The organism is Streptomyces sp. enrichment culture (genome assembly GCF_964272855.1).
Taxonomy (GTDB): Bacteria; Actinomycetota; Actinomycetes; order Streptomycetales; family Streptomycetaceae; genus Streptomyces.
The window spans coordinates 5,883,517-5,909,770 of the sequence record NZ_OZ186847.1 but is presented as its reverse complement, the minus strand read 5'-3'; the positions used below and the strand labels follow the sequence as shown (position 1 = coordinate 5,909,770).

The 26,254-nt window shown below is 72.6% G+C and carries 24 protein-coding genes and 2 pseudogenes; 15 read left to right on the top strand and 11 right to left on the bottom strand.

Annotation, left to right across the window (positions count from 1 at the left end; all coding sequences use genetic code 11):
- Nucleotides 1–70 precede the first annotated feature (70 nt).
- Nucleotides 71–688, top strand: a complete 618-nt coding sequence (locus ACSU6L_RS26105) for a GNAT family N-acetyltransferase (RefSeq protein ID WP_437060568.1) — start codon at nt 71–73, stop codon at nt 686–688.
- A gap of 15 nt (nt 689–703) precedes the next feature.
- Here the strand turns inward: ACSU6L_RS26105 and ACSU6L_RS26100 are convergent, their stop codons facing one another.
- From ACSU6L_RS26100 to ACSU6L_RS26085, 4 genes are all read right to left on the bottom strand, one after another.
- Nucleotides 704–1,522: a hypothetical protein gene (locus ACSU6L_RS26100; protein ID WP_437060566.1), complete on the bottom strand. Its 819-nt coding sequence runs from the start codon at nt 1,520–1,522 to the stop codon at nt 704–706.
- On the bottom strand, nt 1,522–2,061 hold the full coding sequence (locus tag ACSU6L_RS26095; RefSeq protein WP_437060564.1) for a SigE family RNA polymerase sigma factor: 540 nt from the start codon (nt 2,059–2,061) through the stop codon (nt 1,522–1,524). The genes ACSU6L_RS26100 and ACSU6L_RS26095 overlap by 1 nt, the downstream gene beginning before the upstream one ends.
- Before the next feature lie 74 nt (nt 2,062–2,135).
- Nucleotides 2,136–3,575 (bottom strand): MFS transporter, encoded by a 1,440-nt coding sequence (locus ACSU6L_RS26090; protein WP_437060562.1) that lies wholly within the window; start codon nt 3,573–3,575, stop codon nt 2,136–2,138.
- 113 nt (nt 3,576–3,688) lie between these two features.
- Entirely contained in the window at nt 3,689–5,044 is a 1,356-nt protein-coding gene (locus ACSU6L_RS26085; protein WP_437060560.1) for an endo-1,4-beta-xylanase, read from the bottom strand.
- A gap of 314 nt (nt 5,045–5,358) precedes the next feature.
- Between ACSU6L_RS26085 and ACSU6L_RS26080 the strand changes: the two genes are divergently transcribed.
- The 6 genes and pseudogenes from ACSU6L_RS26080 to ACSU6L_RS26055 form a co-directional block, all read left to right on the top strand.
- Nucleotides 5,359–6,879, top strand: coding sequence for an MFS transporter (locus ACSU6L_RS26080; protein ID WP_437060558.1), 1,521 nt, complete (start codon nt 5,359–5,361; stop codon nt 6,877–6,879).
- Nucleotides 6,880–7,129: 250 nt separating this feature from the next.
- Nucleotides 7,130–7,780: a class I SAM-dependent methyltransferase gene (locus ACSU6L_RS26075; RefSeq protein ID WP_437060556.1), complete on the top strand. Its 651-nt coding sequence runs from the start codon at nt 7,130–7,132 to the stop codon at nt 7,778–7,780.
- A 69-nt stretch (nt 7,781–7,849) separates the two neighbouring features.
- Nucleotides 7,850–8,554, top strand: coding sequence for a VOC family protein (locus ACSU6L_RS26070; protein ID WP_437060554.1), 705 nt, complete (start codon nt 7,850–7,852; stop codon nt 8,552–8,554).
- 186 nt (nt 8,555–8,740) lie between these two features.
- The gene (locus ACSU6L_RS26065) at nt 8,741–9,682 is read left to right on the top strand and encodes an N-acetylmuramoyl-L-alanine amidase (RefSeq protein WP_437060552.1); all 942 of its coding nucleotides are present in this window, start codon (nt 8,741–8,743) and stop codon (nt 9,680–9,682) included.
- Between the two features lie 164 nt (nt 9,683–9,846).
- Nucleotides 9,847–10,644: a DUF5336 domain-containing protein gene (locus tag ACSU6L_RS26060; RefSeq protein ID WP_437060550.1), complete on the top strand. Its 798-nt coding sequence runs from the start codon at nt 9,847–9,849 to the stop codon at nt 10,642–10,644.
- A 104-nt stretch (nt 10,645–10,748) separates the two neighbouring features.
- A pseudogene (locus ACSU6L_RS26055) lies at nt 10,749–10,921 on the top strand (LLM class flavin-dependent oxidoreductase); the annotation flags it as partial.
- A gap of 100 nt (nt 10,922–11,021) precedes the next feature.
- Here ACSU6L_RS26055 and ACSU6L_RS26050 read toward each other — a convergent pair.
- Genes ACSU6L_RS26050 through ACSU6L_RS26040 form a run of 3 tightly spaced genes read right to left on the bottom strand, consistent with a single transcriptional unit; the run spans nt 11,022 to nt 14,642 of the window.
- Nucleotides 11,022–11,798, bottom strand: coding sequence for a hypothetical protein (locus ACSU6L_RS26050; RefSeq protein WP_437060548.1), 777 nt, complete (start codon nt 11,796–11,798; stop codon nt 11,022–11,024).
- The gene (locus tag ACSU6L_RS26045) at nt 11,779–13,356 is read right to left on the bottom strand and encodes a substrate-binding domain-containing protein (RefSeq protein WP_437060546.1); all 1,578 of its coding nucleotides are present in this window, start codon (nt 13,354–13,356) and stop codon (nt 11,779–11,781) included. The genes ACSU6L_RS26050 and ACSU6L_RS26045 overlap by 20 nt, the downstream gene beginning before the upstream one ends.
- The gene (locus tag ACSU6L_RS26040) at nt 13,353–14,642 is read right to left on the bottom strand and encodes a hypothetical protein (protein WP_437060544.1); all 1,290 of its coding nucleotides are present in this window, start codon (nt 14,640–14,642) and stop codon (nt 13,353–13,355) included. The genes ACSU6L_RS26045 and ACSU6L_RS26040 overlap by 4 nt, the downstream gene beginning before the upstream one ends.
- Before the next feature lie 131 nt (nt 14,643–14,773).
- Here ACSU6L_RS26040 and ACSU6L_RS26035 point away from each other — a divergent pair, with 131 nt between their 5' ends.
- Nucleotides 14,774–15,064: a hypothetical protein gene (locus ACSU6L_RS26035; RefSeq protein WP_437060542.1), complete on the top strand. Its 291-nt coding sequence runs from the start codon at nt 14,774–14,776 to the stop codon at nt 15,062–15,064.
- A 7-nt stretch (nt 15,065–15,071) separates the two neighbouring features.
- Here ACSU6L_RS26035 and ACSU6L_RS26030 read toward each other — a convergent pair whose 3' ends face one another.
- From ACSU6L_RS26030 to ACSU6L_RS26020, 3 genes are read right to left on the bottom strand one after another with little or no spacing between them, the layout of a single operon-like run.
- The gene (locus tag ACSU6L_RS26030; RefSeq protein WP_437060540.1) at nt 15,072–16,148 is read right to left on the bottom strand and encodes a prenyltransferase/squalene oxidase repeat-containing protein; all 1,077 of its coding nucleotides are present in this window, start codon (nt 16,146–16,148) and stop codon (nt 15,072–15,074) included.
- Complete coding sequence (locus ACSU6L_RS26025; RefSeq protein WP_073938830.1) at nt 16,145–16,879, bottom strand: class I SAM-dependent methyltransferase; 735 nt, start codon at nt 16,877–16,879, stop codon at nt 16,145–16,147. Before ACSU6L_RS26025 ends, ACSU6L_RS26030 begins: the two co-directional genes overlap by 4 nt.
- Nucleotides 16,873–18,300 (bottom strand): glycosyltransferase family 4 protein, encoded by a 1,428-nt coding sequence (locus ACSU6L_RS26020; protein WP_437060538.1) that lies wholly within the window; start codon nt 18,298–18,300, stop codon nt 16,873–16,875. Before ACSU6L_RS26020 ends, ACSU6L_RS26025 begins: the two co-directional genes overlap by 7 nt.
- A gap of 218 nt (nt 18,301–18,518) precedes the next feature.
- On the opposite strand from ACSU6L_RS26020, the gene ACSU6L_RS26015 reads away from it, so the two are divergent.
- Entirely contained in the window at nt 18,519–19,136 is a 618-nt protein-coding gene (locus tag ACSU6L_RS26015; RefSeq protein WP_437060536.1) for a TetR family transcriptional regulator, read from the top strand.
- 143 nt (nt 19,137–19,279) lie between these two features.
- Here the strand turns inward: ACSU6L_RS26015 and ACSU6L_RS26010 are convergent, their stop codons facing one another.
- The gene (locus tag ACSU6L_RS26010) at nt 19,280–19,513 is read right to left on the bottom strand and encodes a ferredoxin (RefSeq protein ID WP_437060534.1); all 234 of its coding nucleotides are present in this window, start codon (nt 19,511–19,513) and stop codon (nt 19,280–19,282) included.
- A 19-nt stretch (nt 19,514–19,532) separates the two neighbouring features.
- On the opposite strand from ACSU6L_RS26010, the pseudogene ACSU6L_RS26005 reads away from it, so the two are divergent.
- The 6 genes and pseudogenes from ACSU6L_RS26005 to ACSU6L_RS25980 all read left to right on the top strand — a co-directional run.
- A pseudogene (locus ACSU6L_RS26005) lies at nt 19,533–20,239 on the top strand (MBL fold metallo-hydrolase); the annotation flags it as partial.
- Between the two features lie 259 nt (nt 20,240–20,498).
- Entirely contained in the window at nt 20,499–21,734 is a 1,236-nt protein-coding gene (locus ACSU6L_RS26000; protein WP_437060532.1) for a prenyltransferase/squalene oxidase repeat-containing protein, read from the top strand.
- Nucleotides 21,731–22,399, top strand: coding sequence for an SCO2322 family protein (locus ACSU6L_RS25995; RefSeq protein WP_437060530.1), 669 nt, complete (start codon nt 21,731–21,733; stop codon nt 22,397–22,399). The genes ACSU6L_RS26000 and ACSU6L_RS25995 overlap by 4 nt, the downstream gene beginning before the upstream one ends.
- Complete coding sequence (locus ACSU6L_RS25990) at nt 22,392–23,519, top strand: energy-coupling factor transporter transmembrane component T (protein ID WP_437060528.1); 1,128 nt, start codon at nt 22,392–22,394, stop codon at nt 23,517–23,519. The genes ACSU6L_RS25995 and ACSU6L_RS25990 overlap by 8 nt, the downstream gene beginning before the upstream one ends.
- A complete protein-coding gene (locus ACSU6L_RS25985; RefSeq protein ID WP_437060526.1) occupies nt 23,516–25,195 on the top strand; it encodes an ABC transporter ATP-binding protein in 1,680 nt (559 codons plus the stop codon). Before ACSU6L_RS25990 ends, ACSU6L_RS25985 begins: the two co-directional genes overlap by 4 nt.
- Nucleotides 25,192–26,022, top strand: coding sequence for an ECF transporter S component (locus ACSU6L_RS25980; RefSeq protein ID WP_437060524.1), 831 nt, complete (start codon nt 25,192–25,194; stop codon nt 26,020–26,022). Before ACSU6L_RS25985 ends, ACSU6L_RS25980 begins: the two co-directional genes overlap by 4 nt.
- Nucleotides 26,023–26,254 lie beyond the last annotated feature (232 nt).

The following is a 26,254-nucleotide window of genomic DNA, read 5'->3' as shown; positions in this document are numbered from 1 at the left end:
TCCCTTCTTGTCATCCTGGAATCCACCCTTCCGGGGGCCGCCTCACCCACCCGGGATCATCAAGCGCAGAATGACCCGTATGCCGATAATGAACAAACCGCAGCCGACCACCGTCGACGACGCCCCGTTCATCAGCCGCACCCTCGCCCGCGCCTTCGACGACGACCCGATGATGCGCTGGTTCTTCCCCGACTCCGGCACCCGCGAGGCAGGCCTGACCCGGTACTTCACCACGCTCCTCACCCGGCAGTACGCACAGCACGGCCTCTGTGAGCACACCGGCGCGGCGGCCGCCTTCTGGGTCCCGCCGGAGGGGCAGGAGAAGGCCGTCCCCGACGCGGTGACGATCCAGCAGCTCCAGGAGATCCTCGGCGACCGGGCCCCGCTGTTCCGGGACGCCGTCGAGGCCGCGGCCGGGCACACCCCGCAGGAGCCGCACTGGTACCTGGCGGTGATCGGCGCCGACCCCGCCGCCCGGGGTCAGGGGCACGGGGCCGCCCTGCTGCGCGCGGGCCTGGCCCGGGCCGACGCCGCGGGTCTGCCCGTCTACCTGGAGTCCTCCAAGCCGTCCAACGTCCCGCTGTACGAGCACTTCGGCTTCGCCGTCCGCGCCGAACTGCAGCTGCCCGGCGGCGGGCCCGCGCTCTGGGCGATGCGACGGGAGCCGCACCGCCCGGCCGGGGCGTGACGCGGACGACAGGGCCTAGTCCGCCAGCTTCGTCACCTCCGCCGACGCGTACTCCGTGCCCTTCGGTGCCAGGCAGACGAACCAGTCGACCGGAGAGTTCTCGGCGGGGCGGATGAAGGTCTGGCGGGTGGGCGCTTCCGCGTTCTCCGGGGCCCGGTCGATCACGGTGCTGGTGCCGTCCTTCCAGGTGCAGGTGACCTGGCCGGCGGCCCGGGTGACCTGGCCGACGACCAGCCGCTGCGGGCCGTCGGTCCCGGACTCCAGGGGAAGCGCGGCCGTCGTGAGGTTCTGCGGGGTGCCGCCGCCCTCGGAGAAGGCCGACCACAGGGCCAGCGACTCCTCCTCGCCGACGACCTTGTGCACGAAGTAGTAGCTGCTGCCGACCATCTGGTAGGCGTGCCGGACCTCCTCCGGCAGGTCCCCGTACTCGGCCATCACGTCCAGCTGCGCCTGCGCCTCCACCTCGTCGCGCGCGGCCGGCCACACATCGAGGACGACCCGCCACTCGGTGGGCCCGTCGCTGCCGGTGGCGAGCGTGGTCCGGTACGGGGTGAGCGCGCTCGGGGCCGCGGACCGCGACTGGCCGGCCGGCGGTGCCACCCGGTCGCCGCCACCGCCCGGCAGCCCGGCGACCGCCAGCGCCGCGGAGGAGCCGCTGATCACCAGCGCCGCGGTCGCCGCCACCGCCCAGCGGCGGGCCTTGCGGCGGCGCCCGCCCCGCATCACCGACTCGTAGGGGGCTATGCCGACCTCTACCTCGTCCGCGGCCTCGGCCAGCAGGAAGGCGATGTCCGTGTGCGACATCTCGTGGTTGCTCCCCTGGTTCGCGCCCATCACTTCCGCCCTCCGTTCGTCACCGTCTCGGCCAGCCCCGGTATGGCGCGGAGTTTCGCGATCCCCTTGGCCGCGTTGCTCTTGACCGCGCCCACCGAACAGCCCATCGCCTCCGCCGCCTGGGTCTCGGTGAGGTCCTCCCAGTACCGCAGCACCACGGCCTCCCGCTGCCGGGCGGGCAGTTGGGCGAGCGCCTTCAGCAGTGCGTTGCGGTCGTCCGCCTGGGAGATGCGGTCACCGGTGTCGGGCTGCTCGTGCGCGAGGCCCGAGTCGTCCTTCGATGCCAGGAACTCCCGTAGGCGTCTGCGGTGTTTGCGCGCGTGGGCGTTGATCATCACGCGCCGTACGTACGCCTCCGGGTCGTCGGCCGAGCCGACCTTGCGCCAGGCCACATAGACCTGTTCGAGCGTCGACTGGACCAGGTCCTCCGCGGCGTGCTGTTCCCCCGTGAGGAGAAATGCCGTGCGCATCAGCCGCGGCCAGCGGCCGATGACAAAGGCCTGGAACTCCTCGTCCCGGGCCTGCTTCCGATCCCCCATGGGCACCTCCTAGACATACAAAGGAGTCCATGGGGGTCGCGAACCGTTGCCTCGCCGTCAGAACTTTTCCCGCGTCACCCCGGTTGCCGGACCGCCGCCGCACCCTTCCCCGGCAGCCACACCCTCATCACCACGGCCCCCGCCACCAGCACCGCCGCCGACACCCGGAAGGCCAGCGCGTAACCCTCCGTCAGTTCCGCGGCGCCCGTGCTGTGGCCGGTGCGGGCCGCCGCGATCGTCGACATCACGGCGAGTCCGAGGGATCCGCCCATCGTGCGGGAGGTGTTGACCATGCCGGAGACGAGTCCGGCGTCGCCGGGGTCCGCGCCGGAGGTGGCGAGGGCGGCGAGCGGGGTCGCGGCGAGGCCCGCGCCCAGCATCATCAGGATGCCGGGGAGCATGATCCCGGTGACGTACGCCTCGTCGGCGTTCATCGTGGACTGCCAGCCGAAGCCGGTGGCGGCGACGAGGCTGCCGAGCACGGCGACCGGGCGCGCGCCCAGGCGGCGCATCCAGTGAGGGGCCACCTTGGAGCCGACGACCACCGCGAGCGAGCTGGGCACGAGGGCGAAGCCGGCCTCCAGGGGGCTGTAGCCGAGCACGTTCTGCGCGTACAGCGTCATGAAGAACCACATGGAGAACATCGCGGAGCCGTTGATGAACATCGCCGCGTTCGCCGACGACACGGCCCGCGCCCGGAGCAGCCGCAGCGGCATCAGCGGTGCCGCCGTACGCGCCTCCACCAGCAGGAACAGGCCGATGAGCAGCAGTCCGGCGACCAGCGGGACCAGGGTGGCCGCGGCCGTCCAGCCGTCCGCCTCGGTCTGCGAGATGCCGTAGGCGAGCGTGCCCAGCCCGGCCGTCACCAGCACCGCGCCCGGCAGGTCGAGGCGGCGGCCCTCCCCGGCGCGGCTCTCGGTGAGGCCGCGCAGGGCCGCCACGAGGACGACGGCGCCGATCGGGACGTTGATGAGCAGCACCCAGCGCCAGGACAGCCCGTCGACCAGCGCGCCGCCGACGAGTCCGCCCGCGGCGCCGCCGCCCGCGCCGACCGCCGTCCAGGTGGAGATGGCCCGTGCCCGCGCGGCGCCCTCGGGTACGGCGGAGGTGAGGATGGTGAGCGTGGAGGGGGCGAGGACGGCCGCGCCGAGTCCCTGCGCGGCCCGCGCGACGAGCAGCTGCCAGCCCTCCTGCGCGAGCCCGCCGCCCAGCGAGGCCAGGGTGAACAGCGCGAGCCCGACCAGGAACATCCGCTTGCGGCCGTACAGGTCACCGGCCCGCCCGCCGAGCAGCATGAACCCGGCGAAGGCGATGGCGTACGCGTTCACCACCCACTGCAGCCCGGGCCCGCTCAGCCCGAGGTCGGTACGCATCGACGGCAGCGCCACGTTGACGACGGACACGTCGAGGACGACCAGGAACTGTCCGGCGCAGGCGAGCGCCACCACCAGCCAGGTGGGGGGCGCGGTGCGCCGGGAGGCGCGGTTCACGGTGGTGTCAGCGGCTTCGAGCATGAGTGCCATGGTCTCAATCGTCTGAGGCCTCGGGCATCGGTATTTCGTCCGAGGACGACTCGGTCGTACGACCCGGTTGGGCCGTACGACCGAGCGGGGAGCGCCTGCCGGGGTCAGGACGCCGTGCAGCCGCCGATGACCGGGGCGGCCGAGTTGCCGTTCTTCATGACGGTGAAGCCGAAGCTGGTCGAGGCTCCGGCGGCGAGGCTGCCGTTGCCGCTGGGCCGCATCGTCATGACGTTTCCGCTGCCGTCCCAGGTGGGTGAGCCGTTCCAGGTGGCTGAGATCCGCTGGGGCGAGGTGACGGTGACCGTGGTGGTCCAGCCGGTGATCGCCGCGCTGCCCGCGGTGATGGTCACCTTGCCGTTGAAGCGGTCGCTCCACTCCTCCTGCTTGCTGTACGTCGCGGTGCAGGTCGCGCCGCCCGGGTTGCCCGGGTTGCCGCCGGAGGAGCCGCCCAGCGCGGTGAGCACGGCGGTGTAGGCGGGCTTCTTGTTGTAGTTGCCGTCGAAGAGCAGCGGGGTGCCACTGGCCCGCCACGAGTACTTGTCCGTGACGCCCCAGACCGTGATGCCGGTACAGCGGCTGACGGCCAGACAGGCCTTGACGACGTTGCCGTAGCTGTTGGCCTGGGCGGTGCCGGAGCCCTCGATGTCCAGCTCGGTGATCTGGACGTCGACACCGAGGTCGGCGAAGCGCTGGAGGTTGGCCTGGTAGTCGGAGGGGACCGGGGAGGCGCTGTTGAAGTGGGACTGGAAGCCCACGCAGTCGATGGGCACGCCGCGCGCCTTGAAGTCGCGGACCATGTTGTAGACGGCATTGCTCTTCGCGTTGACGCCGTCGGTGTTGTAGTCGTTGTAGCAGAGCTTGGCGGCGGGGTCGGCGGCGCGGGCGGTGCGGAACGCCTCCTCGATGAAGCCGTTGCCGAGCTTGTCCTGGAAGGGCGAGCTGCGGCGGGCGCCGCTGCTACCGTCCTGGAACGCCTCGTTCACCACGTCCCAGGAGTGGATCTTGCCCTTGTAGTGGCCCATGACCTGGTTGATGTGGTTGTTCATCGCCGTCCTGAGGTCGGCGGCGCCGAGACCGCCGACCCAGCCCGGCAGCTGGGAGTGCCAGACCAGGGTGTGGCCGCGGACCTGCATGCCCCGGCTCTGGGCGTGGCTGACGATCCGGTCGGCGTTGCCGAAGCTGAACGAGCCGCGGCTGGGTTCCACGGCGTCCCATTTCATCTCGTTCTCCGGCGTCACCGAGTTGAACTCGGCGTTGAGCGTCGAGACGTACTGCGCCTCGCCCAGGTGGTTGGCCGCGACGGCGGTGCCGAAGTAGCGGCCCTTCTCGGCTGCCGCGGCTCCCAGGGTGCTCGCCGCCTCGGCGGTTCCGGACGCGACGGTGACGCCGGCCGCGGCGAGCAGGCCCGCGAGACCCAGGACCAGTGCCCTTCGGGCACGGGAGGACGTGCTTGTGCGCATGATGCTCCCGAAAGTTTCGTGGGGGTTTCCGATTGGCTTCGCAGACCGTATGGGCACACTGAGGACGCGTCAACAGGGTGCGCACAAGCGAAACTTGAGAGTCGTCGGCCATCACATCAGCCCCTCAGGTATGCGAAAGTTTCGAGGAACGGCCCGACGCAGTCGTATTGCCTGATGGAAGATCAGATCACCATGAGCGGGTCAAGAATTCATTAGTTGCCCGAAGGATCGGAATAGTTGCCCAGGCGCACGGGGTTCCTCCTGCACACATCCCGCCCGGCTCGCCCTCTCCTCTGCCCTGGAGGCCCTTCTCCATGACGCTCACGCCGACCGACCAGCCCGCCCGGAGCGCCGGCGGGGCCGTCGTCCCCGTCCTCGCCTTCGCGGGCATCGTTGTCGCGGTGATGCAGACCCTGCTCGTCCCTGTGATCAAGGACCTGCCGCAACTGCTGGACACCGACGCCGGCAACGCGACCTGGGTACTGACCTCCACGCTGCTCTCCGGAGCCGTGGCGACGCCCATCATGGGCCGGCTCGGCGATCTGTACGGCAAGCGCCGCATGCTGGTCACCAGCCTCGCGGTGATGGTCGTCGGCGCGCTGATCAGCGCGCTCACCAGCACCCTGCTCCCGATGATCGCGGGCCGTACCCTCCAGGGCTTCGCCATGGGCGCCATCCCGCTCGGCATCGGCCTGATGCGCGACATGCTGCCGCGTGAACGGCTCGGCTCCGCGATGGCGCTGATGAGCTCCTCGATCGGCGTCGGCGGCGGCCTCGCGCTGCCCGCCGCCGCGCTCGTCGCCCAGCACACCGACTGGCACGCCCTCTTCTACGGCGCCGCCGGCCTCGGCGTCCTCGCCATCGCGCTCACCCTGCTCGTCGTACCCGAGTCCCCGGTACGCGCCGCCGGCTCCTTCGACCTGCCGGGGGCCGTCGGGCTGTCCGCCGGGCTCGTCCTGCTGCTCCTGCCCGTCACCAAGGGCAGCGACTGGGGCTGGTCGTCGGCCACCACCCTGGGCCTGTTCGGCGCGGCGGCCGTCGTCCTCCTCCTGTGGGGCCTGATGGAGCTGCGCCTCGCCGCGCCCCTGGTCGACCTGCGGACCACCGCCCGCCGCGAGGTGCTGCTCACCAACCTCGCGTCGATCATGGTCGGCGTCTCCTTCTACGTCGTCTCCCTCGTCCTGCCCCAGCTCCTCCAGCTCCCCTCCGCGACCGGCTACGGCCTCGGCCAGTCGATGGTCGTCGCGGGCCTGTGCGTGGCCCCCCTCGGTCTGACGATGATGTTCACCGCGCCGGTCTACGCCCGCCTCTCGGCCAAGTACGGCCCCAAGGTCACCCTGATCATCGGCCTGCTCGTCATAGCCATCGGCTACGGCGCCGGCCTCGGCCTGATGGAGGCCGCCTGGCAGACCGTCGTCACCTCGGTCCTCCTCGGCGCCGGTATCGGCCTCGCGTACTCCTCCCTCCCGGCGCTGATCGTCGGCGCGGTCCCGGCCTCCGAGACGGGCGCGGCGAACGGCCTCAACACCCTGATGCGGTCCATCGGCACGTCCGTGTCGAGCGCCGTCATCGGCATGGTGCTGGCGAACACGGCGAACGAGGTCGGCGGCGTGGAGATCCCGACCATGCACGGCTTCCGCGTGTCCTTCCTCATCGCGACCGCCGCCGTCGCCGTCGGCCTGGTGCTGGCCCTGTTCCTGCCCGGACAGCACCCCTCCGGCAAGCCGCGGCTGCGGGCGAGCAGCGAGGAGGACGCGCAGGCGCCGCGCGGCTCCCAAGGCCGGGTGCCGTCCCCCGAGGGAGCGCCGGTCGCGGGCGCGCGGCTCCAGCGGTGAGTTCCGGCGTCTGACGTCTGACGTCTGACGTCTGACGTCTGGCCTCTGGCCTCTGGCCTCTGGCCTCTGGCCTCTGGCGTCTGGCGTCTGGCGTCTGGCGTCTGGCGTCTGGCGTCTGCGGCAGCGTGTGGCCGGTCGCGCGGTTCCCCGCGCCCCTGGGGCGCTTGCCGCACCCCCTGTCGTACGTCCGGCGGGGGGTGCGGCAGCATGGAGCGCCAGTTGCGCACGTCGTACGACCGAGAGGACCCCCATGACCACGGCACCCGAGCCGGAGATCCTGGCCGCCTTCGAGGCCGCGAAGGGGTTCATGCCGGTCGACGAGGGGCTGGCGCTGTACGCGGCCGCCGCGGAGGCGGGGCGGCTCGGGCTGCCCCTGCTGGAGGTCGGCACCTACTGCGGCCGCTCCACGATCCTCCTCGCCGACGCTGCCCGCGCCGCCGGTGTCACGGCGATCACCGTCGACCATCACCGGGGCAGCGAGGAACAGCAGCCGGGCTGGGACTACCACGACCCGGAGACCGTCGACCCCGAGCTGGGCCTGATGGACACCCTGCCGGCCTTCCGCCGCACCCTGCACAAGGCCGGTCTGGAGGACCACGTGGTGGCCCTCGTCGGCCGCTCCCCGCAGATCGCCGCGCTGTGGAACACCCCCGTCGCCCTCGTCTTCATCGACGGCGGCCACACCGACGAACACGCCAGCGCCGACTACGAGGGCTGGGCGCCCCACGTGGCGGACGGCGGACTCCTCGTCATCCACGACGTCTTCCCCGACCCCGAGGACGAGTTCACCGGTCAGGCCCCGTACCGCGTCTACCTGCGGGCGCTGGAGTCGGGGGCGTTCACGGAGGTTTCGGTGACGGGGTCGATGCGGGTGCTGCGGCGGGTGGGGGCGGGGGTCTGACGGCCCCGTCCTGCCCGAAGTGCCCACAGCTCCAAGGGTATTGTCGGACCCGCACGCTACGTTGATCGCATGACCTACGTGGCGGGCAAGACCGAACGCATCAGGCCGCAGCGCTTCCACGAGACGCCCGGCCTCGAGGACTGGCGAGTGGTCGGCGAGGGGGCGTGCGCGTTCTTCCGTGCCGGATCGTTCGCGGCCGGCGCGCGGCTGGTCGCGGCGATCGCCGAGCTGCCGGGCATCGGGGACGACCACCCCGACGTCGACCTGCGGCACGACGGGGTGAGCGTGCGGCTGATCACGGTCACGGACGAGTACTACGGCCTGACCGAGCGGCACCTGGAGCTCGCCCGGGAGATCTCGGTGGCGGCCCGCGCGTTGGGCATACCCGCCGACCCGTCCGCCGTGCAGACCGTGCAGGTCACGGTCGACGCCCTGGCCCGTCCCGCGGTGGTGGCGTTCTGGCGGGCGCTGCTCGGCTACCAGGACCGCGCGAACAGCGGGGAGGACCTGATCGACCCGCTCCGCCGCGGGGCGCCGTTCTACTTCCAGCAGATGGACGAACCGCGCCCGCAGCGCAACCGGGTGCACGTCGACGTGTGGGTGCCCTACGACCAGGCCGAGGCGCGGATCGCCGCGGCTCTCGCGGCCGGCGGACGGCTGGTGGACGACGCCGACGCGCCGTCGAACCGGGTGCTGGCCGACCCCGAGGGGAACGAGGCGTGTGTCGGCGTGGCCGGTCCGCCCGACCCCGCCGCCGACCGCCCCGCCCGCTAGGCCCTGTCGTCAGATTCCCGTCGTCCGCCCGGAGGGCGGGCCCGGCGGCGTCAGGTGCGTGCTCTCGGCCTGCCGGGCCCTGGTCCTCGTACCGGATGTACGTGGGCCAGGGCCCGGTGCGGCGAGAGTGCGTGCATGGCGTCGCCGGGCAGGCGGGAATCTGACGACAGGGACTAGGGTGGCCCCGTGTCGTACGCAGGTCCGGAATTCGATCCTCCCCCCGCCCGTCGCCCGCGCCGCAGGCTGATCGCCGTGCTGGGAGCCGCGCTGGTCGCCGGTGCGCTGGCCGGATGGCTGGTCGTCGAGACCACGGCGGGATCGGACACCGGGGGCGGCGGCACGGCGGCCTCCTCGACGGCGGGTAAGCCCTCCGCCAAGGCGTCCACGCCCTCCGACGACGAGAAGCCGAGCCCGACGAGCCCCACGCCGAAGGGCACGAGCAGCGCTGCCTCCGGCCCGCTCAAGGGCAAGGTCGTCGTCATCGACCCCGGCCACAACCCCGGCAACGTCCGGCACACCACCGAAATCAACCAGAAGGTCGACATCGGAACGAGCCGTAAGGAATGCGACACCACCGGCACGTCGACCAACGACGGGTACACCGAGGCGAAGTTCACCCTCGACGTCGCCCACCGCATGCGCACCCTGCTCCAGCGGCAGGGCGCCACGGTGAAGCTCACCCATGACGCCGACCGGCCGTACGGCCCCTGCATCGACGAGCGGGCCCGTATCGGGAACGAGGCGGACGCGGATGCCGTGGTGTCCCTGCACGCCGACGGATCGGGCGCCGGGAACCGCGGGTTCCATGTGATCCTGCCGGGCGAGGTGCACGCCGGGGCCGCCGACACCCGGCCCATCGTCGCGCCCTCGCGCGAACTGGGCGAGCGCATCGCGGGGAACTTCGTGCGCGTGACCGGAAGCGCGCCCTCCAACTACGTCGGCGACGGCACCGGACTCGTCACACGTGAGGACCTGGGCGGTCTCAATCTGTCAACGGTTCCCAAGGTGTTCATCGAGTGCGGCAACATGCGCGATAGCAAGGACGCGGCATTGCTGACCAGCGGTGCCTGGCGGCAGAAGGCGGCGCAAGGAATCTCTGAGGGAATCGTGAGTTTCCTGCGCGGGTGATGATCAGCGCACTGATCCGGGCGGACAGCCTCGGAGGGCGGACGATAGGGTCGTCCGTACGATGAGGGGCCACCCCCGCGCTTCACACCAGGGCCTGACGGCGACATGGTGACAGCGACGCCTCCAGCAATGCCGAAGACGAGACGACTGACGAAGGACAAGAAGTGAATATCCGCTCCCTCACTCGGGGCGATGGCGTGGTGATCGGAGCAGCGGTGTTGCTGTTCATCGCGTCGTTCCTCGATGTTGCCGACTGCGACGGCGCCTTCTGCGGCGAAATGCCCAACTCCTGGGACCTCAGCCTCGGACTGGGGCTTGGCACGTACATGACCGGCGTGGTCGGTGGCGCGCTCATTGTCGTTGCTCGCCTGCTCCCCCAGCCGCGCAAGGTCGCCGGCCTGGATCTCGGCGCGCTCGGCGTCGCCCTCACCGTCGCTGCCGCATGGTCGCTGCTGTGGTGGACCATCGACGCCGACGGGGCTGGTACCGGTCTCATCCTCGGCCTGATCGTCGCCCTGATCCTGGCCGCCGCCGCCATCGCCACCCCCCTGGTCCCGGCCCTCAAGGCCGCCCTCGTCGGTGCCCCGCGTCCGGCCGCCCCGCAGCCCTACGGCGGGCAGCCGCAGGGGGGTTACGGCTACCCGGGCGCGCAGGGCGCCCAGCAGCCGCCGTTCGGTGGTCAGCCGCAGCAGCCGTACGGCGGTGGCGCGCAGCCTCAGCCGCAGCAGCCCCAGCAGCCGCAGGCCCCGCAGCAGCCGGCGGGCGACTTCTCCCCGTTCTGGTTCGCCGTTCCGGTGCCGCGTCCGCTGTTCGCGGAGGACGGTTCGCCGACGCCGATCGCCGAACTCGCGCCGGGCACCTGGTACCTGGCGGTCGAGCAGCGCGGCGCGACGCTGATCGCGCAGACGCAGGACGGCCGCCGTGGTGTGCTCCAGGACACCAGCGGCATCCAGCGCGGCTGACGGCCGGGCTCACACAACGCGCGTACGGCCCCTCGCCCTTCCGGGTGGGGGGCCGTTGTCGTACAGTCACCAGCCGAACGACTGACACACCGTCAGGGCGCATTGTGCGGCTCGGACTGGCCCTCGGTTACTGGGGCCGCGGCCCCTCCCCCGACCACGTCACGCTGGCGCGGGAGGCCGAACGGCTCGGCTACCACTCCGTGTGGACCGCCGAGTCCTGGGGCTCGACGCCTTCACCGCGCTCACCTGGATCGCCGCCCACACCTCCACCATCCGGCGGCTGGCGGCGTGGCGGGACGGCCCGGTGACCGACCTGCTGGTGCCGGCACCGGACGTCCCGACGCTGCGTACGCTGGCCGGGCTGAACTCCTGACCGTCTACAGGAAGATCGCCACGGGGTTCAGGGACAGCTCCCCCGTCCGGCTGTTCCACGTCTGCACCTTGCCGAGGCAGCGGGCCTGGAACTCGCCGGTGAAGTACTCGGCGTTCTGGAAGCCCTCGCGAACGCCCGCCGCCTCACAGGTGACGCGGACATGGGCCGGGTCGGGGCCGTCGCCGTAGGGGGCGCGCAGCACGATGTCGCCGCTTTCGGAGCGTTCGGCGGTGAAGCGGCCGGTCACGGAGACGAACGCGGAGACGACGGCGACGGCGGTCAGCGGGACGCGGTCGCCGCGGTCGCGGAGGGTGTCGGCGAGGCCCCGGTTGGGGACGATCAGGCCGGTGGTGAGGTCGGCGTGGACGACCACGTCCTCCTTGCGCATGGTGTCCATGAGGAGCCGTATCACAGTGATGGGCGTGCTCTGCTGGATGTAGGCGGTGACGCGTTCCTTGGTGACGTCCCGGTTGGCCTTGCCGCCGCCCCAGCCGAACCGGGCGCGCAGGCCGACACCGCTGGTGACGTTGATCCGGTCGGCCACCTCCTGTTCGAGGGCGGCGGTGAAGCCGCCCTGCTGGTAGAGGTCCATCACCCGCTTCTCGTGCAGGAAGAAGCACATGCCGTGGACGGTGCGGCCGCCGCGCCGGCGGCGTCTGCGCAGCCAGCCGAGGCGGATCAGGCCGTAGCGCAGCAGGACGGCCCAGCAGGCCGCCGTTCCCGCCCAGACGACCAGCCAGGGCCACCAAAGGGCCCACCACTCACTGTCGATGACACCCACGGATCTCCTTGAACGCGTCGGAAAGGGAGGAGAGTCCGGCGTCGACCATCCGGCCGCCGGTCGCGTCGGCGGCCCGCCGCAGGGCGTCGGTGTCGGCCTCTCCGAGATGGACGGGGAAGGTGGGCACCGCCTCGGCCTCGGCGCCTAGGGCGCGGTGGCGGCGCAGGAACTCCTCGTAGGTGATGCCCGCGTTGTTCTCGCCGTCGGTCATCAGCACGATGGAGACGGGGCGGTGCGGGTCGTCGCGTACGGCGGTGGCGGCGATGCGGTAGCCGTGGTCGAGGGCCGTCCACAGGGCGGTGGCGTCGTCGTAACCCCCGTTCGCCACCAGGTCGTTCAGGTCCCGCAGATCCTCGTCGCCGCGGACCGTCACCGTCCGCTCTTCCAGCACCCGGCCCCCGAACCGCACCACCGACAGCCGCTCGCCCCGGTGGAAACGGGCGAACTTGCCCGTCGGGCTGTCGTCGGCGCCGCTCAGGCCGGCGAAGGCGGCGCGCAGGCCGGCCATGCGGGTGCCGCGCATGGAGGTGGAGAAGTCGAGGACGAAGACGACCTGGTCGGCGGTGCCGTCGGCCGGGTCGCCGTAGTCGGTGATCAGCCGCTCGACGACGGAGAGGCGGTCGGGAAACGAGAGGGCGTTGCCGACGGGGGTGCGCAGCGCCTCGGACGGTTCGACGTCCTGGTTGACGGGGCGCCGGAACGTCCGCTCCATCAGGGCGCGCTGGGTGTCCTCGGCGAGCAGCCAGTCGACGACCTCGCGGTACGCCGGCCGGGCGCCGGGGTCGAGCAGGAGCAGCGGGAAGTCGGAGAGGACCATGCCGTCGTCGGGGTGGACGATCTCCAGCGGGGCGCGCAGGTCGCCGGAGGCGTTGAGGGCGAGGAGTTCCGACTCGTGCGCGATCAGCGCGTTGGCGTCGTCCTGCCGGCCGGGGTAGCGGGCCATGAGGTCGCGGGAGCTGGCGGCGGTGAGGGTCTGGCCGGAGCGGAAGCCGCGCAGCCGGTCGCAGGAGACGTCCTGTTCGCGCAGGGCGCTGCCGGTGCCGGCGGCCGCGGTGGCGACGCCGACGAGCGCGGCGCGGCCGGTGTCGCTGCGCCGCGGGTCGGCCATCCCGAACCGTACGGTGCCGTCGGCGGCGGCGTCGGCGACGTCCGCCCAGGAGATCCGCCCGCCGGGGGCGTCGGCGCGCAGCTTCCTCGCGGTGGCGGGGGCGAGTCCGACGACGACCGGGGAGCGCATGACGGCGGTGGACTCGGGGCGGGTCAGTTCGCCGTCGGAGTCCTGCACGCGCAGCAGGAAGGAGCGGTCGGAGGCGAGCCAGGCGAGGTCGTAGCCGGAGCGGCCGGCGGGGTACTGGCCGTCGAGGTCGGCGTCGGCCCGGTAGTCGATGTCCAGCTCGATGCCGGTGTCCTCGGTGAGGTCGGCCAGCAGGGGGGCGATGTCTGCGAGTTCGGGGCTGGCGATGACCCGCAGGGTGGTGGGTTCGTCGTCGGAGGTGCAGGAGGTGAGTGTGGCGCCGAGCAGTGCGAGTCCGAGCAGGGCGCGTGCGGCGGCCCTCATGGCGTGTCCTGGACGGGCGGCGGGCAGTCGCCGACGTAGTCGATGATCTCCTCCAGGACCTCCAGGTCGGGTTCGTAGACCTTGGTCTGGTCGGCGTTCTCCTTCGGCACCTGTATGCCGTGCTCGGCGAGGTGGGAGTTGAGCTGTTCGCTGGTGCCGTCGGCGCCGGAGAAGCGGACGCGGAAGCCGAGTTCGAGGGCGCGGCGGCGCAGCTCCTCGTCCTCCTGGATGATCCGCACGAGCCGGTCGCCCTTGCCGGTGAGGGAGATCAGCTGGGGTTCGGTGAGGGCGTAGGGCGTGGGGTAGAGCAGGACGCGACTGGTGTCCTGGCGGCCGTTGCGGTCGTGGTGGGCGATCTGGTGGGCCAGGTACTGGTGCTCGTAGATGAGGGAGATCGGCGCGATGGACTCGCCCAGGTCGGAGAAGTAGCTGTCGGCCTGTTCGTCGGCCCACATGCCCTGGAGGTCGATGAGGGGTTTGATCTCGGCGGCGAGGCGCTCGACGGCGTTCGCGGCGAGCCGGGTGTCGTCGCCGCTGCGGGTGCCGGGGGTGCGGTTCCCGTTGGCGACGAAGGCGAGGATGCTCAGGTAGGTGCCGGCGGAGTTGGACTCGCAGACGTTCGAGGTGCGGACCAGGACGCGGCCGCTGTTGCTGCGGCCGTCGCGGGCGATGTCGTCGTAGCCGATGCCGTTCCAGGTGTCGGCGGTGCGGCCGGTGCCGTCCTTGGGGTCGTCCGGGTCGTCGACGCCGTCGAGGAGGCTGGTGAAGCGGGCCATGTCGAGGTCGTAGTAGAGGGTTTCGCCGCCGTCGGCGGGCCGCTGAGCGGTGGCGACGCCGGCCTCGACGAGGGTTTCGGCGTAGTCGCGGAAGGTGCCGAGGACGAGCGGGCTGACGAAAGGGCGGGCCGAGTGGACGGAGCCGTCCTGGCGGTCGAGGACGAGCTTGGCGGCGGGCTGTCCGGAGGGGAAGACGACGTCCATGCCGTCCAGGGACTGGGTGGCGATGCCCCGTGAGCCGAGGCGGTGGATGTCGACGCGGATGCCGTGCCTCAGTAACAGGCGCTGTACTTCGGGGTCTCGGAAGTAGTCGGACTTGGAGGCCATCCTGGCTTCGATCGTGGTGATGTGCTCCAGCGGCCGCAGGGTGTTGCCCGACAGCAGCAGGGAGACCAGTCCGGCGACGGCGAACGGCAGCGCGGCGAGCACGTGCCGGGGGACGCGGCGGCGGTCGGTGCGCCGGGTGGTGAGTCGCGGTTCCTCTGTGGTGGGTGCTCTGTCGTCGGACAACGGCCCTCCTGCCGCTCAAGGGGGCAGGATCATCGGTGACGGCGGGGAACGCGCGTCCCCGGAAGGGCCAACTCCAGGCGAACACGGGGCGAACGGGGTTTCGAGGCGGACGCCGCGGCAACCCGGCGGGTATGTCCCCTCGATATCGCAGCGCCACCCAGGCGGGCCGGGTCATCGCGATCGTCGCCGACATCATGGCCCTGATCCTGGGACTGTGGATCCTGATGTACCTGTTCGACGCCAACCGTGGCAACGACTTCGTGCAGTTCGTCCACGACACGGCCCGCTGGCTGGCGGGCTGGTCGCACGACCTGTTCACGTTCGACGAGGCGTGGGCGCGGGTCGTGGCGGGTTACGGTCTCGCCGCGGTCGTGTACCTGGTCGTGGGCCACGCCATAGCGAACCGCATCTACCGCCACTGACCTTCGCTCAGTCCGCGCAGCACTCCGGGTCCTCCAGGCCCCTCGGCAGCAGTTCGCCGCCGAAGACCGCGCAGGTCGCCTCGTGGCCGCCGAGAGCGGCGACCGCGAGGAGCAGCGAGCCGGCCGTCCAGGTGGTCAGCTCGCGGGGCCAGATGGCACCGTCGTCGAAGACGTAGCCCGTCCAGTACAGGCCGGTCTCCGGGTCGCGCAGGTGCTGGATGGACTGGAGGACCTCCAGCGCCCGGTCGGACTCGCCCATCGCCCACAGGGTGAGGGCGAGTTCGGCGGACTCGCCGCCCGTGACCCACGGGTTGGGCACCACGCACCGCACGCCGAGGCCGGGCACCACGAAACGGTCCCAGCTCTCCTCGACACGGGACTTGGCCTCGGCGCCGGTGAGGGCGCCGCCCAGCACCGGGTAGTACCAGTCCATGGAGTAGCGGTCCTTGTCGAGGAACCGCTCCGGGTGCCGGCGGATCGCGTGCCGCAGCATGCCGACCGCGAGCTCCCAGTCCGGCTGGGGCTCCTCGCGCTGCTCGGCGACGGCGAGCGCGCAGCGCAGCGCGTGGTGGACGGAGGAGCTGCCGGTGAGCAGCGCGTCGGCGGTGGCGGTGCCGTCGTCCTCGCACTTCCAGCCGATCTGCCCGCCGGGCTGCTGGAGCCGCAGCACGAACTCGACGGCCGCGTGCACCACCGGCCACATCCGGTCGAGGAAGGTGTCGTCGCCGGTGGACAGGTAGTGGTGCCAGACGCCTACGGCGACGTAGGCGACGAAGTTGGTCTCGCGGCCCCGGTCGGTGATGTCGTCGGGGTCGCCGTCGGCGTACGCCGCGTACCAGGAGCCGTCCTGGTTCTGGTGCCGGGCCAGCCACAGGTAGGCCCGTTCGGCGGCCTCGTGCTCGCCGGCCGCGTCCAGGGCCATCGCGGCCTCGACGTGGTCCCACGGGTCGAGGTGGTGGCCGCGGAACCAGGGGATGGCCCCGTCCTCCCGCTGCACCGCGAGGATGCCGCGGACGGTCGCGGCGGCCTGCTCGGCGGTGAGCACGCCCGGCAGCACCAGGTGTTCCGTCCGGGGTGTCGTCACTTGGCGTCCACCCGGGGCAGGTGCGGCTTGGTCGCGTACGCCACGAAGCTCTTGCCGATCAGCGGGTTCAGCGCCTGCTCGGCGACCCGGGTGGCCAGCGGCTTCTTCATGATGTCCCAGACCAGCAGCTTGTGGTACGCCCGCACCGGCAGCGCCTTGTCGTTGTCGACGCCGAACGCGCACTTCAGCCACCAGTACGGGGAGTGCAGGGCGTGCGCGTGGTGGGTGCCGTACGGCCTCAGCCCGGCCTCGCGGATCTTCGCCAGCAGCTCGTCCGCCTTGTAGATGCGGATGTGGCCGCCCTCGACCTCGTGGTAGGCGTCGGACAGGGCCCAGCAGATCTTCTCGGGGCCGTAGCGCGGGACGGTGATCGCGATCCGCCCGCCCGGCTTCAGCACCCGCACCATCTCCGCGAGGACGCCCTTGTCGTCCGGGATGTGCTCCATCACCTCGGAGATGATGACGACGTCGAAGGACTCGTCGGGGAAGGGCAGCGCGAGGGCGTCGCCCTCCATCGCCGTCGCGGTGGCGCCCTCCGGGGCCTCCCCGGCCTCCTTCATCGCCGCGAACCACTTGGCGACCTCGCGGATCTCCTCGCCGTTCTGGTCCAGTGCCACGACCTGCGCGCCGCGCCGGTAACACTCGAACGCGTGCCGGCCGGCGCCACAGCCGAGGTCCAGGACGCGGTCGCCCGGGGCGAGCGGGAACCGGGTGAAGTCGACGGTCAGCACGTGGCCCTGCTTTCGGGGTTGGATCCAGCGGTTACAACTTCGGACGCCGCGGGCGTCTCGCTCGCGGAGACCGTGGAGCGGCCGGTGAGCCGCTGCGCGGAGCCGGGCCGGCCCGCCGCGGAACGGCGCTCGCCACGACCCGCGGACCCGGCGATGGCCTCGCGGTAGTGGGCGACCGTGCCCTCCGCCGCCCGCGCCCAGGTGAAGTGCCGCAGCACCCGCTCACGGCCGGCGGCACCCAGCCGGTCCCGCAGCTCGGCGTCCGCGAGCAGCCGGTTCAGCCCGGCGGCCAGCGCCTCCGCGTCGCCGGTCGGTACGGCGAGGCAGGTCTCCCCGTCGGGTCCGGTGACCTCGGGGATGGCCCCGCCGGTCGTGGCGACCAGCGGCGTGCCGGTGGCCATGGCCTCGGCGGCCGGCAGGGAGAAGCCCTCGTAGAGCGACGGCACGCAGGCGACCTGCGCCGAGCGGACCAGGTCGACGAGTTCGGCGTCGGAGATGCCCTTGACGAACTCGACGGCGCGGTCGAGCCCGTACCGCTCGATCGCCTGCGCGACCGGCCCCTCGGTGGGCCGCTTGCCGACGACGACGAGATGGGCGTCGGGGTGCTCGCCGCGCACCTTGGCCAGCGCCTCGACGAGGAAGACGAGCCCCTTGAGCGGCACGTCCGCGCTGGAGGTGGTGACGATCCGGCCGGGCACCCGCGGCACCGACGGATCGGGCGAGAAGAGGTCGGTGTCGGCGCCGATGTGGACGACGTGGAGACGGTCCGGGCGGACGCCGAGGTGGTCGACGATCTCCTGGCGGGAGGTTCCGGAGACGGTGAGCACGGACGGCAGCCGGCGCGCGACCCGCTTCTGCATCCGGGTGAACCCGTACCAGCGCCGCACGGAGTATCTGCGCTGCCAGCTCTCCGCCGCGTCCAGCTCCAACTGCCGGTCGACGGTGATCGGGTGGTGGATGGTGGTGACGAGGGGCGCGCCGAGGTCGCCGAGCAGGCCGTAGCCGAGGGTCTGGTTGTCGTGGACGACGTCGAAGTCGCCGCGCCGGGCGCGCAGATGGCGGCCGGCGCGCAGCGAGAAGGTCAGCGGCTCGGGGAACCCGCCGGTCCACATCGTGGCGACTTCCAGCGCGTCGACCCAGTCCCGGTACTCGTCACGCCTGGGGGTTCGGAACGGGTCGGGCTGCCGGTAGAGGTCGAGGCTGGGCAGCTCGGTCAGCCGGAGGTTGTCGTAGCCCTCGTCCAGGACGGGGTACGGCTGGGCGCCGATGACCTCGACCTGGTGGCCGAGGCGGGCCAGTTCGCGGGAGAGGTGGCGGACGTAGACGCCCTGGCCGCCGCAGAACGGGTTCCCTTTGTACGTCAGGAGCGCGATGCGCAGCGGTCGCTCTCCCGCAAGGTCCCGACTGGCCTCAGCGGTCACTCCGGGCCCCCTTCTCCCTGCACGTCCCGCGAGATTATGCCGGGACGCTAACCTAGAACAAGTTTCAGACTTGATCGTTCAAGAGGCTCTGAATCTACCGGCAGGTAGCCGCGCTGTGAGAGGTGGATCAGGTGATTCACGCCACGACTGACGGCCCGCGGGAACCCTGTCATGCTGTGTGATCGCACGCCCTCACGGACTGTCACGGAACGGGACCCATGGAGAAGGTGGAAGCCGCTACCGCACGCCCCGCCTCGCCCCTCACCGAGCGGCAGGAAGCCCGGCGGCGCCGCATACTGCGCGCCAGCGCGCAGCTGGCCGGCCGGGGCGGCTTCGACGCGGTGCAGATGCGGGAGGTCGCCGAGTCATCGCAGGTGGCGCTCGGCACGCTGTACCGCTACTTCCCCTCCAAGATCCATCTGCTGGTCGCGACGATGCAGGACCAGTTGGAGCACATGCACGGCACGCTCCGCAAGAAGCCCCCGGCCGGCCGGACGCCGGCGGAACGGGTCGCGGAGACCCTGATGCGCGCGTTCCGCGCCCTGCAGCGCGAGCCGCACCTGGCCGACGCGATGGTCCGCGCCCTGACGTTCGCTGACCGCAGCGTGAGCCCCGAGGTCGACCAGGTCTCCCGCCAGACCACGGCGATCATCCTCGACGCGATGGGCCAGGACCATCCCACGCCCGCCCAGCTCTCCGCCGTCCGCGTCATCGAACACACCTGGCACTCGGCCCTCATCACCTGGCTCTCCGGCCGCGCGTCCATCACCCAGGTCAAGATCGACATCGAGACGGTGTGCAGGCTGATCGACCTGACGGAGCCGGAGGCTCCGTGACGGGGACCGGCGTGCGAGGCCGCTCCGAGCCGCCGTGAAGCCAGGGGCGGGACGCGTACGCCCGTGACCGCCGCCACCAGCCACGGACGTCACGCCTCCACGGCGTTGAGACACAGCCGTCCACCGTACCGAGGTGAGGGCCCTCACTCCTCCGGCGGGAACACCGCCTCCCCGCTCCCCGCCGGCGTCAGCGTGATCGCCTCGACCGGGCAGTTCTCGGCGGCCGTCAGGATGTGTTCGCCGGCGTCCGTGTCCGGGGTGACGGGGCGGGACTGGCGGCCGGTGCCGAGGCGGAAGGCCTCGCGCGCGTGGTGGAGGCACTGCGCCGAGCCGATGCACAGGGAGCGGTCGACCTCGACGTGCCAGCGGTCGCCCATCGCTCAGGCCCCCGCCGGGAGGGCCCGCGAGGCCCGTCCCGAGCGCTGGTTCGCGTACATGGCGGCCAAGCTCCAGGCGGCCGGCGCGCCCGAGGAGCACATCGCGCCCCTGCGCTCGCCCCGCCCGCGCGCCCTGCCCGGCCTGTCCCCCGCCCTGCCCGACCGTGAGATCGCCCCCGGCGAGCTGCTCCCCTCCCCGGCCGCCGCCTGCGCGCCGTCTGGACGCCGGGGCACACACCCGGGCATGTCTGCCTGCATCTGGAGGAGGAGCATCCGGCGCGGCTCCCGGGCCGCGGGCGGCTGTTCTCCGGGGACCACCTGCTCCCCGGGATCACCCCGCACATCGGCCTGTACGAGGACCCGGAGGACACCACCGTCACCGACCCCCTCGGCGACTACCTCGGCTCCCTCGAACGCGTCGCCCGCCTCGGCCCCGCCGAGGTCCTGCCCGCGCACCAGCACGCGTTCACGGACGCGCCCGCCCGGGTCCGGGAGCTGCTGGCCCACCAAGAGGCCCGTCTCACCGGCCTCCTGGCCCTCCTCGGCACTCCCCGACCCCCTGGCAGCTCGCCGAGCGCATGGACTGGAACCGCCCCTGGCCCGAGATCCCGCCCGCCTCCCGCAACATCGCCGTCTCGGAGGCGGAGGCCCACCTGCGGCGGCTGGTGAAGCTGGGACCCGGAGCCGGTGGCGGGAAGCGATCCGGTGACGTACGTGGCGGTGTGAGCCGACGGGCCGGGACGCCTGGGAGGGCCCTGTGTACGGGCCGGTAAAGTGGCCGCGTCGTCATCACACCCGTACAGGGGGAAGCCGGTGCAAATCCGGCGCTGACCCGCAACCGTGAGTCTGGCCCGCAGGGGCCCGGCGAGCCGGATCGCCCTGTGCGCACGTGAAACGGCTCAGCACCGTCGAGGTTCACGGAGCCGAGCCGCCCGGGTCCTCCCGTGCTGCCCGGCTCCCCACAGGGAGAGGGCATCCGCCGATCATGAACGTCCGCCGCAGCGCCGCGGCCCTGGCCGCCGCCGCAGTGATCGGCGTCGCCGCGACCCCGGTCGCCCAGGCCGCCGACCCGTCCCCGTCCGCCTCGCCGTCCGTGGCGATACCGTCCGGCCTCTACGGCACCGGCGACCCGACCTACGACGGCGTGTGGCGGCAGTCCCTCGCCCTGCTCGCCCAGGACACCGTGGGTGTGCGGCCCGCCGACAAGGCGGTGACCTGGCTGACCGGACAGCAGTGCGCGAACGGCGCGTTCGCCTCGTTCCGCGCGGACACCGCCAAGGCCTGCGACGCCAAGACCATGCTGGACACCAACGCCACCTCCGCCGCCGTGCAGGCGCTGGTCGCGCTCGGCGGCCACGACGCGGAGACCGGCAAGGCCGTCGACTGGCTGAAGTCCGTGCAGAACGAGGACGGCGGCTGGGGCTACAACGCGGGTTCGCCCAGCGACGCCAACTCCACCTCGATCGTGATCGGCGCGCTCGCCGTCGCCGGCGAGAAGCCCGCCGAGGTCCGCGGCGAGGACGGCAAGGGCGAGTCGCCGTACGACGCCCTGCTCGGCTTCTCCGTCCCCTGCGACGAGGACGGCGGCGGCGCCTTCGCCTACCAGCCGGGCAAGAAGGGCGAGCTCGCCGCGAACGCGGACGCGACCGCCGCGGGCGTGCTGGGCGCCCTCGGCAAGGGCCTGACCACCCCGGCGGCCAAGCAGGCCGACACGCCTGAGTGCGAGCAGGCGAAGACGCCGGAGCAGGCCGCAGCCAACGGTGCCGCCTATCTCGCCGGGGCCGTCGCGAAGGACGGCCACCTCGTCTCCGCGCTGCCCGGCGCCGAGGACCAGCCCGACTACGGCAACACCGCCGACGCGGTCGTCGCGCTGGCCGCGCAGGGCGGCGCCGAGCGGGCCGCGAAGCCGCTGGAGTGGCTGGAGCAGAGCTCCGCCGACTGGGCGAAGCAGAGCGGCCCCGCCGCCTACGCCCAGCTGATCTTCGCCGCCCTGGCCGGGCAGACCGACCCGCACAACTTCGGCGGCGCCGACCTCGTCGACCGGCTCAACGCGACCGGCCCGGCCCCGCAGGCCGCCGAGCGCGGTGCCGAACCCGGCAAGCGGGTCGCCGACGAGGACGACGGCGGCAACACCGTCTGGTGGACCGTCGGCGCGCTGTTCGTCGCCGGCATCGGCATCGGCTTCCTGATCAGCGGCCGCAAGAAGGGGCGGCAGGGGTGAGGTTCCGCCGTGCCGCCGCGCTGCTCCTGGCCGCCCTGTTCCTGCTGCTGAACACCGGCCAGGCGCAGGCCACCGGTTACCGCTACTGGTCCTTCTGGGACCGCGACGGCGACCGCTGGACGTACGCCACCCAGGGGCCCGCCACCGCGCGCCCCTCCGACGGTGACGTGCAGGGCTTCCGCTTCTCCGTCAGCGAGGACTCCCAGGACTCCGCCCAGCCGCGCGGCACGGCGGACTTCGACGTCATCTGCGCCCGCACGCCCGCCCGGGACGGCGAGAAGCGCGTCGCCCTCGTCATCGACTTCGGCACGGCGGCGGACGCGCCGGCCGGCGAGACGCCGCCGCAACGCCGTGCGGCCTGCGCGCGGGTCGACCCCGACGCGACGACCGCGGAGGCCCTGGCCGCCGTGGCCAAGCCGCTGCGCTACGACACCAACGCCCTTCTCTGCGCCATCTCCGGCTATCCGCGCAAGGGCTGCGGGGAGCAGGTCAGCGGCGAGAAGCGGGAGTCCGCCGCCCCCGAGGGGTCCGCCGCCCCGGAGGAGGAGACCTCCGCCGAGGAGGACGGTGGCGGCCCGTCCGTCGGTCTCGTCGCGGGCGCGGCGGCGGTGGCGGTACTGGCCGCAGCGGCGGTCTGGCAGTCCCGGCGACGCAGGCATGACTGAGCGGTCCGCGCAGCCCGCCCCGGCGGGCGCCCCCACCACCTCCCGCCACCAGCGCGCCGAATCACTCCACCCCGGCGCCTGGTGGCTGTGGTCCCTCTCCCTCGGCATGGCCGCCACCCGCACCACCAACCCCCTCCTCCTCACCCTGCTGATCGCGGTCTCCGCGTACGTCGTGGCGGCCCGCCGCCCGAGCAGCCCGTGGGCCCGTTCCTACGGCGCCTTCCTGAAGCTCGCCCTCGCGGTCCTGCTGATCCGCCTGGTGTTCGCGGTCGCGCTCGGCTCGCCGATCCCCGGCACGCACGTGCTGCTGGAGCTGCCCGAGGTGCCGCTCCCGGACTGGGCGCAGGGCATCCGCCTGGGCGGCGAGGTGACCGCCGAGGTGCTGCTCTTCGCCCTGTACGACGGTCTGAAGCTGGCGACGCTGCTGATCTGCGTCGGCGCGGCGAACGCGCTCGCGAGCCCGTCGCGGCTGCTGAAGTCGCTGCCGGGGGCGCTGTACGAGGCCGGTGTCGCGGTGGTCGTCGCGCTCACGTTCGCGCCGAACCTGATCGCGGACGTCCAGCGGCTGCGTGCCGCCCGCCGGCTGCGGGGGCGGCCGGACTCGGGGATACGCGGCCTGCTCCAGGTGGGGCTGCCGGTGCTGGAGGGCGCGCTGGAGCGGTCGGTCGCGCTGGCCGCCGCGATGGACTCGCGCGGCTACGGCCGTACCGCAGAGGTCCCGGCGGCGGTGCGCCGTACGACGGCCGTGCTCACCCTCGCCGGGCTGCTCGGTGTGTGCGCCGGGACGTACGGGCTGCTCACCGCCGAGGGCGGCACGTACGGGGTTCCGGTGCTGCTGGCCGGGGTCGGTGCCGCGCTCGCCGGGCTGTGGCTCGGGGGGCGCCGCTCGCCGCGCACCCGGTATCGCCCCGACCCGTGGGGGCCGCGCGCCTGGTTGGTGTCGGGCTCCGGCGTGGCGGTGGCCGTGTCCCTCGCGCTGGCCGCCTCCGCCGATCCGGCGGCCCTGCACCCGGGGGTGGTCCCGCTGACCGCCCCCGCCCTCCCCCTCTGGCCCGCGGCGGCCGTACTCCTCGGCCTGCTTCCGGCGTTCGTCACCCCTCCCCCGAAGGAGCCGTCGTGATCCGCTTCGAGGACGTCTCCGTGACGTACGACGGAGCCGCCGAACCCACCGTCCGCGACGTCGACTTCGAGGTGCCGGAGGGGGAACTCGTCCTGCTCGTCGGGCCGTCCGGGGTCGGCAAGTCCACCGTCCTGAACGCGGTCGGCGGGCTGGTCCCGCACTTCACCGGCGGCACCCTGCGCGGCCGGGTCACGGTCGCCGGGCGGGACACCCGTACCCACAAGCCGCGTGAACTGGCCGACGTGGTCGGCACGGTGGGCCAGGATCCGCTGTCCCACTTCGTGACCGACACGGTCGAGGACGAGCTCGCCTACGGCATGGAGTCGCTGGGCCTCGCCCCGGACGTGATGCGCCGCCGGGTCGAGGAGACCCTGGACCTGCTGGGTCTGGCCGGTCTCCGGGACCGCCCGATATCCACGCTGTCCGGCGGCCAGCAGCAGCGGGTGGCGATCGGCTCGGTCCTCACCCCGCATCCGAGCGTCCTGGTCCTGGACGAGCCGACCTCGGCGCTGGACCCGGCGGCCGCCGAGGAGGTACTGGCCGTCCTGCAGCGCCTGGTCCACGACCTGGGGACGACGGTGCTGATGGCGGAGCACCGCCTGGAACGGGTCGTCCAGTACGCCGACCAGGTCGTCCTCCTCCCCTCCCCCGGCGCGGCCCCCGTGCTGGGCACCCCGGCCGAGACGATGGCCGTGTCCCCGGTGTATCCGCCAGTGGTGGATCTGGGCCGCCTCGCGGGCTGGTCCCCGCTGCCGCTCACGGTCCGCGACGCCCGCCGCCGCGCGACTGACCTGCGGGAACGCCTCCGGGAGCACCAACCGGAAGACGCCGCCCCGGAAACCCGCCGGCCCAAACCCTCCACTCCCGCCCCGTCGGAGAGCCCCCGCCGCTGGTTCCGCAGGGCCGAGCCCGCCCCCGCGTCGCCCTACGTCGCCGAGGTCCGGGGCCTCGCCGTGCGCCGGGGCCGGGTGCCCGCCCTGCGGCACGTCGACCTCACCGTGTCCCCGGGCGAGACCGTCGCCCTCATGGGACGGAACGGCGCCGGCAAGTCCACCCTCCTCTCCTCGCTGGTCGGGCTGGTGGAGCCCGCCGCCGGATCCGTGCGGGTCGGGGGCGCGGTGCCGCACCGCACCCAGCCGCGCGAGCTGGTGCGCCGGGTCGGCCTGGTGCCGCAGGAACCCCGGGACCTCCTCTACGCCGACACGGTCGCCGCCGAGTGCGCGGCGGCCGACGCGGACGCGGGTGCCGAGCCGGGCACCTGCCGGGCCCTGGTCTCCGGGCTGCTGCCCGGCATCACCGACGACACCCACCCGCGTGACCTCTCCGAGGGCCAGCGGCTCACCCTCGCGCTGGCCGTCGTACTGACCGCCCGCCCGCCGCTCCTCCTCCTCGACGAACCGACCCGGGGCCTGGACTACGCGGCGAAGTCGCGCCTGGTAACGCTGTTGCGGGAGCTGGCCGCCGAGGGGCACGCGATCGTGCTGGCCACGCATGACGTGGAGCTCGCCGCCGAGATCGCCCACCGGGTGGTGCTGATCGCGGAGGGCGAGGTGATAGCCGACGGCCCGACGGCGGAGGTGGTGGTCTCCTCGCCGTCGTTCGCGCCGCAGGTGACGAAGATCCTGGCGCCGCAGAGCTGGCTCACGGTGAGCCAGGTGAGGGAGGCACTGGCGTGAGCGGCGTGCAGCGGCAGGCCCGCGCGGTGCGGCTGGGCCCTCGCTCCCTGGCCGCGCTGGGTCTGGTGAGCGCGGTGGGGGTGGCGGCGGTGTTCTGGCCGTTCCTCGCCCCGCCGGCCTCGGCGGTCGCGGCGCACGCGCAGGACGCGCCGTGGCTGTTCGCGGGGCTGCTGGTGCTGCTCGTCGCGGTGGTGGCGGCGACGATCTCCGAGTCGGGTCTCGGCCCGAAGGCGGTGGCGATGCTTGGCGTGCTGGCGGCGACGGGCGCGGCGCTGCGGCCGATCGGTGCGGGCACGGCGGGCATCGAACCGATGTTCTTCCTGATGGTGCTCAGCGGCCGGGTGCTCGGACCGGGCTTCGGGTTCGTCCTGGGCTCGCTGACGATGTTCGCGTCGGCGCTGCTCACGGGCGGGGTCGGCCCGTGGATGCCGTTCCAGATGCTGGCGATGGGCTGGTTCACGATGGGCGCGGGGCTGCTGCCGGGCGCCGACCGGCTGCGCGGCCGGGGGGAACTGGCGCTGCTGGCGGTCTACGGCTTTCTGGCGGCGTTCGCCTACGGCACGATCATGAACATGGCCGGGTGGCCGTTCATGGGCGCGCTCGCTTCGAACATCGCCTTCGACCCGGACGCCGCCGTCTCCGCCAACCTGGCCCGATTCGCCGCGTACTGCCTGGCGACGTCCCTCGGCTGGGACCTGGGGCGCGCGCTGGTGACGGTCGCGCTCACGTTCGCCCTCGGTCCGGCGGTGCTGAAGGCGCTGCGGAGGGCCACACGGCGCGCCGCTTTCGAGACCGGGGTCACATTCGAGGCCCCCAGAACCCGCTGAGGGCGTGAACCACCCCACAGGACGCACATCACTTACTAAGTGAAATAGGAGACAAATCGGACGCCATGTCCACGCCAATCAGGCGCCTGACCTGCGCATTGAGAGCCACGTCACACGAAGGACCTTCACCTCGAATGCGACCACAACTAGTAAAGGGGGTCATTGCGGACGGCTTTTCGGGCTGCTTCTCTGGATGACGTCGCACGGCGCCGACAAGCCCACGGGCCTCGGC

What these genes read in the sequence shown, in the direction of transcription:
- ACSU6L_RS26070 (WP_437060554.1), top strand. Translation starts at nt 7,850, where the DNA reads ATGACCTACGTGGCGGGCAAGACCGAACGCATCAGGCCGCAGCGCTTC.
- ACSU6L_RS26035 (WP_437060542.1), top strand. Translation starts at nt 14,774, where the DNA reads ATGTCCCCTCGATATCGCAGCGCCACCCAGGCGGGCCGGGTCATCGCG.
- ACSU6L_RS26075 (WP_437060556.1), top strand. Translation starts at nt 7,130, where the DNA reads ATGACCACGGCACCCGAGCCGGAGATCCTGGCCGCCTTCGAGGCCGCG.
- ACSU6L_RS25990 (WP_437060528.1), top strand. Translation starts at nt 22,392, where the DNA reads ATGACTGAGCGGTCCGCGCAGCCCGCCCCGGCGGGCGCCCCCACCACC.
- ACSU6L_RS26085 (WP_437060560.1), bottom strand. Translation starts at nt 5,044, where the DNA reads ATGCGCACAAGCACGTCCTCCCGTGCCCGAAGGGCACTGGTCCTGGGT.
- ACSU6L_RS26100 (WP_437060566.1), bottom strand. Translation starts at nt 1,522, where the DNA reads ATGGGCGCGAACCAGGGGAGCAACCACGAGATGTCGCACACGGACATC.
- ACSU6L_RS26010 (WP_437060534.1), bottom strand. Translation starts at nt 19,513, where the DNA reads ATGGGCGACCGCTGGCACGTCGAGGTCGACCGCTCCCTGTGCATCGGC.
- ACSU6L_RS26105 (WP_437060568.1), top strand. Translation starts at nt 71, where the DNA reads ATGACCCGTATGCCGATAATGAACAAACCGCAGCCGACCACCGTCGAC.
- ACSU6L_RS26015 (WP_437060536.1), top strand. Translation starts at nt 18,519, where the DNA reads ATGGAGAAGGTGGAAGCCGCTACCGCACGCCCCGCCTCGCCCCTCACC.
- ACSU6L_RS26090 (WP_437060562.1), bottom strand. Translation starts at nt 3,575, where the DNA reads ATGCTCGAAGCCGCTGACACCACCGTGAACCGCGCCTCCCGGCGCACC.
- ACSU6L_RS26000 (WP_437060532.1), top strand. Translation starts at nt 20,499, where the DNA reads ATGAACGTCCGCCGCAGCGCCGCGGCCCTGGCCGCCGCCGCAGTGATC.
- ACSU6L_RS26045 (WP_437060546.1), bottom strand. Translation starts at nt 13,356, where the DNA reads ATGAGGGCCGCCGCACGCGCCCTGCTCGGACTCGCACTGCTCGGCGCC.
- ACSU6L_RS26095 (WP_437060564.1), bottom strand. Translation starts at nt 2,061, where the DNA reads ATGGGGGATCGGAAGCAGGCCCGGGACGAGGAGTTCCAGGCCTTTGTC.
- ACSU6L_RS26080 (WP_437060558.1), top strand. Translation starts at nt 5,359, where the DNA reads ATGACGCTCACGCCGACCGACCAGCCCGCCCGGAGCGCCGGCGGGGCC.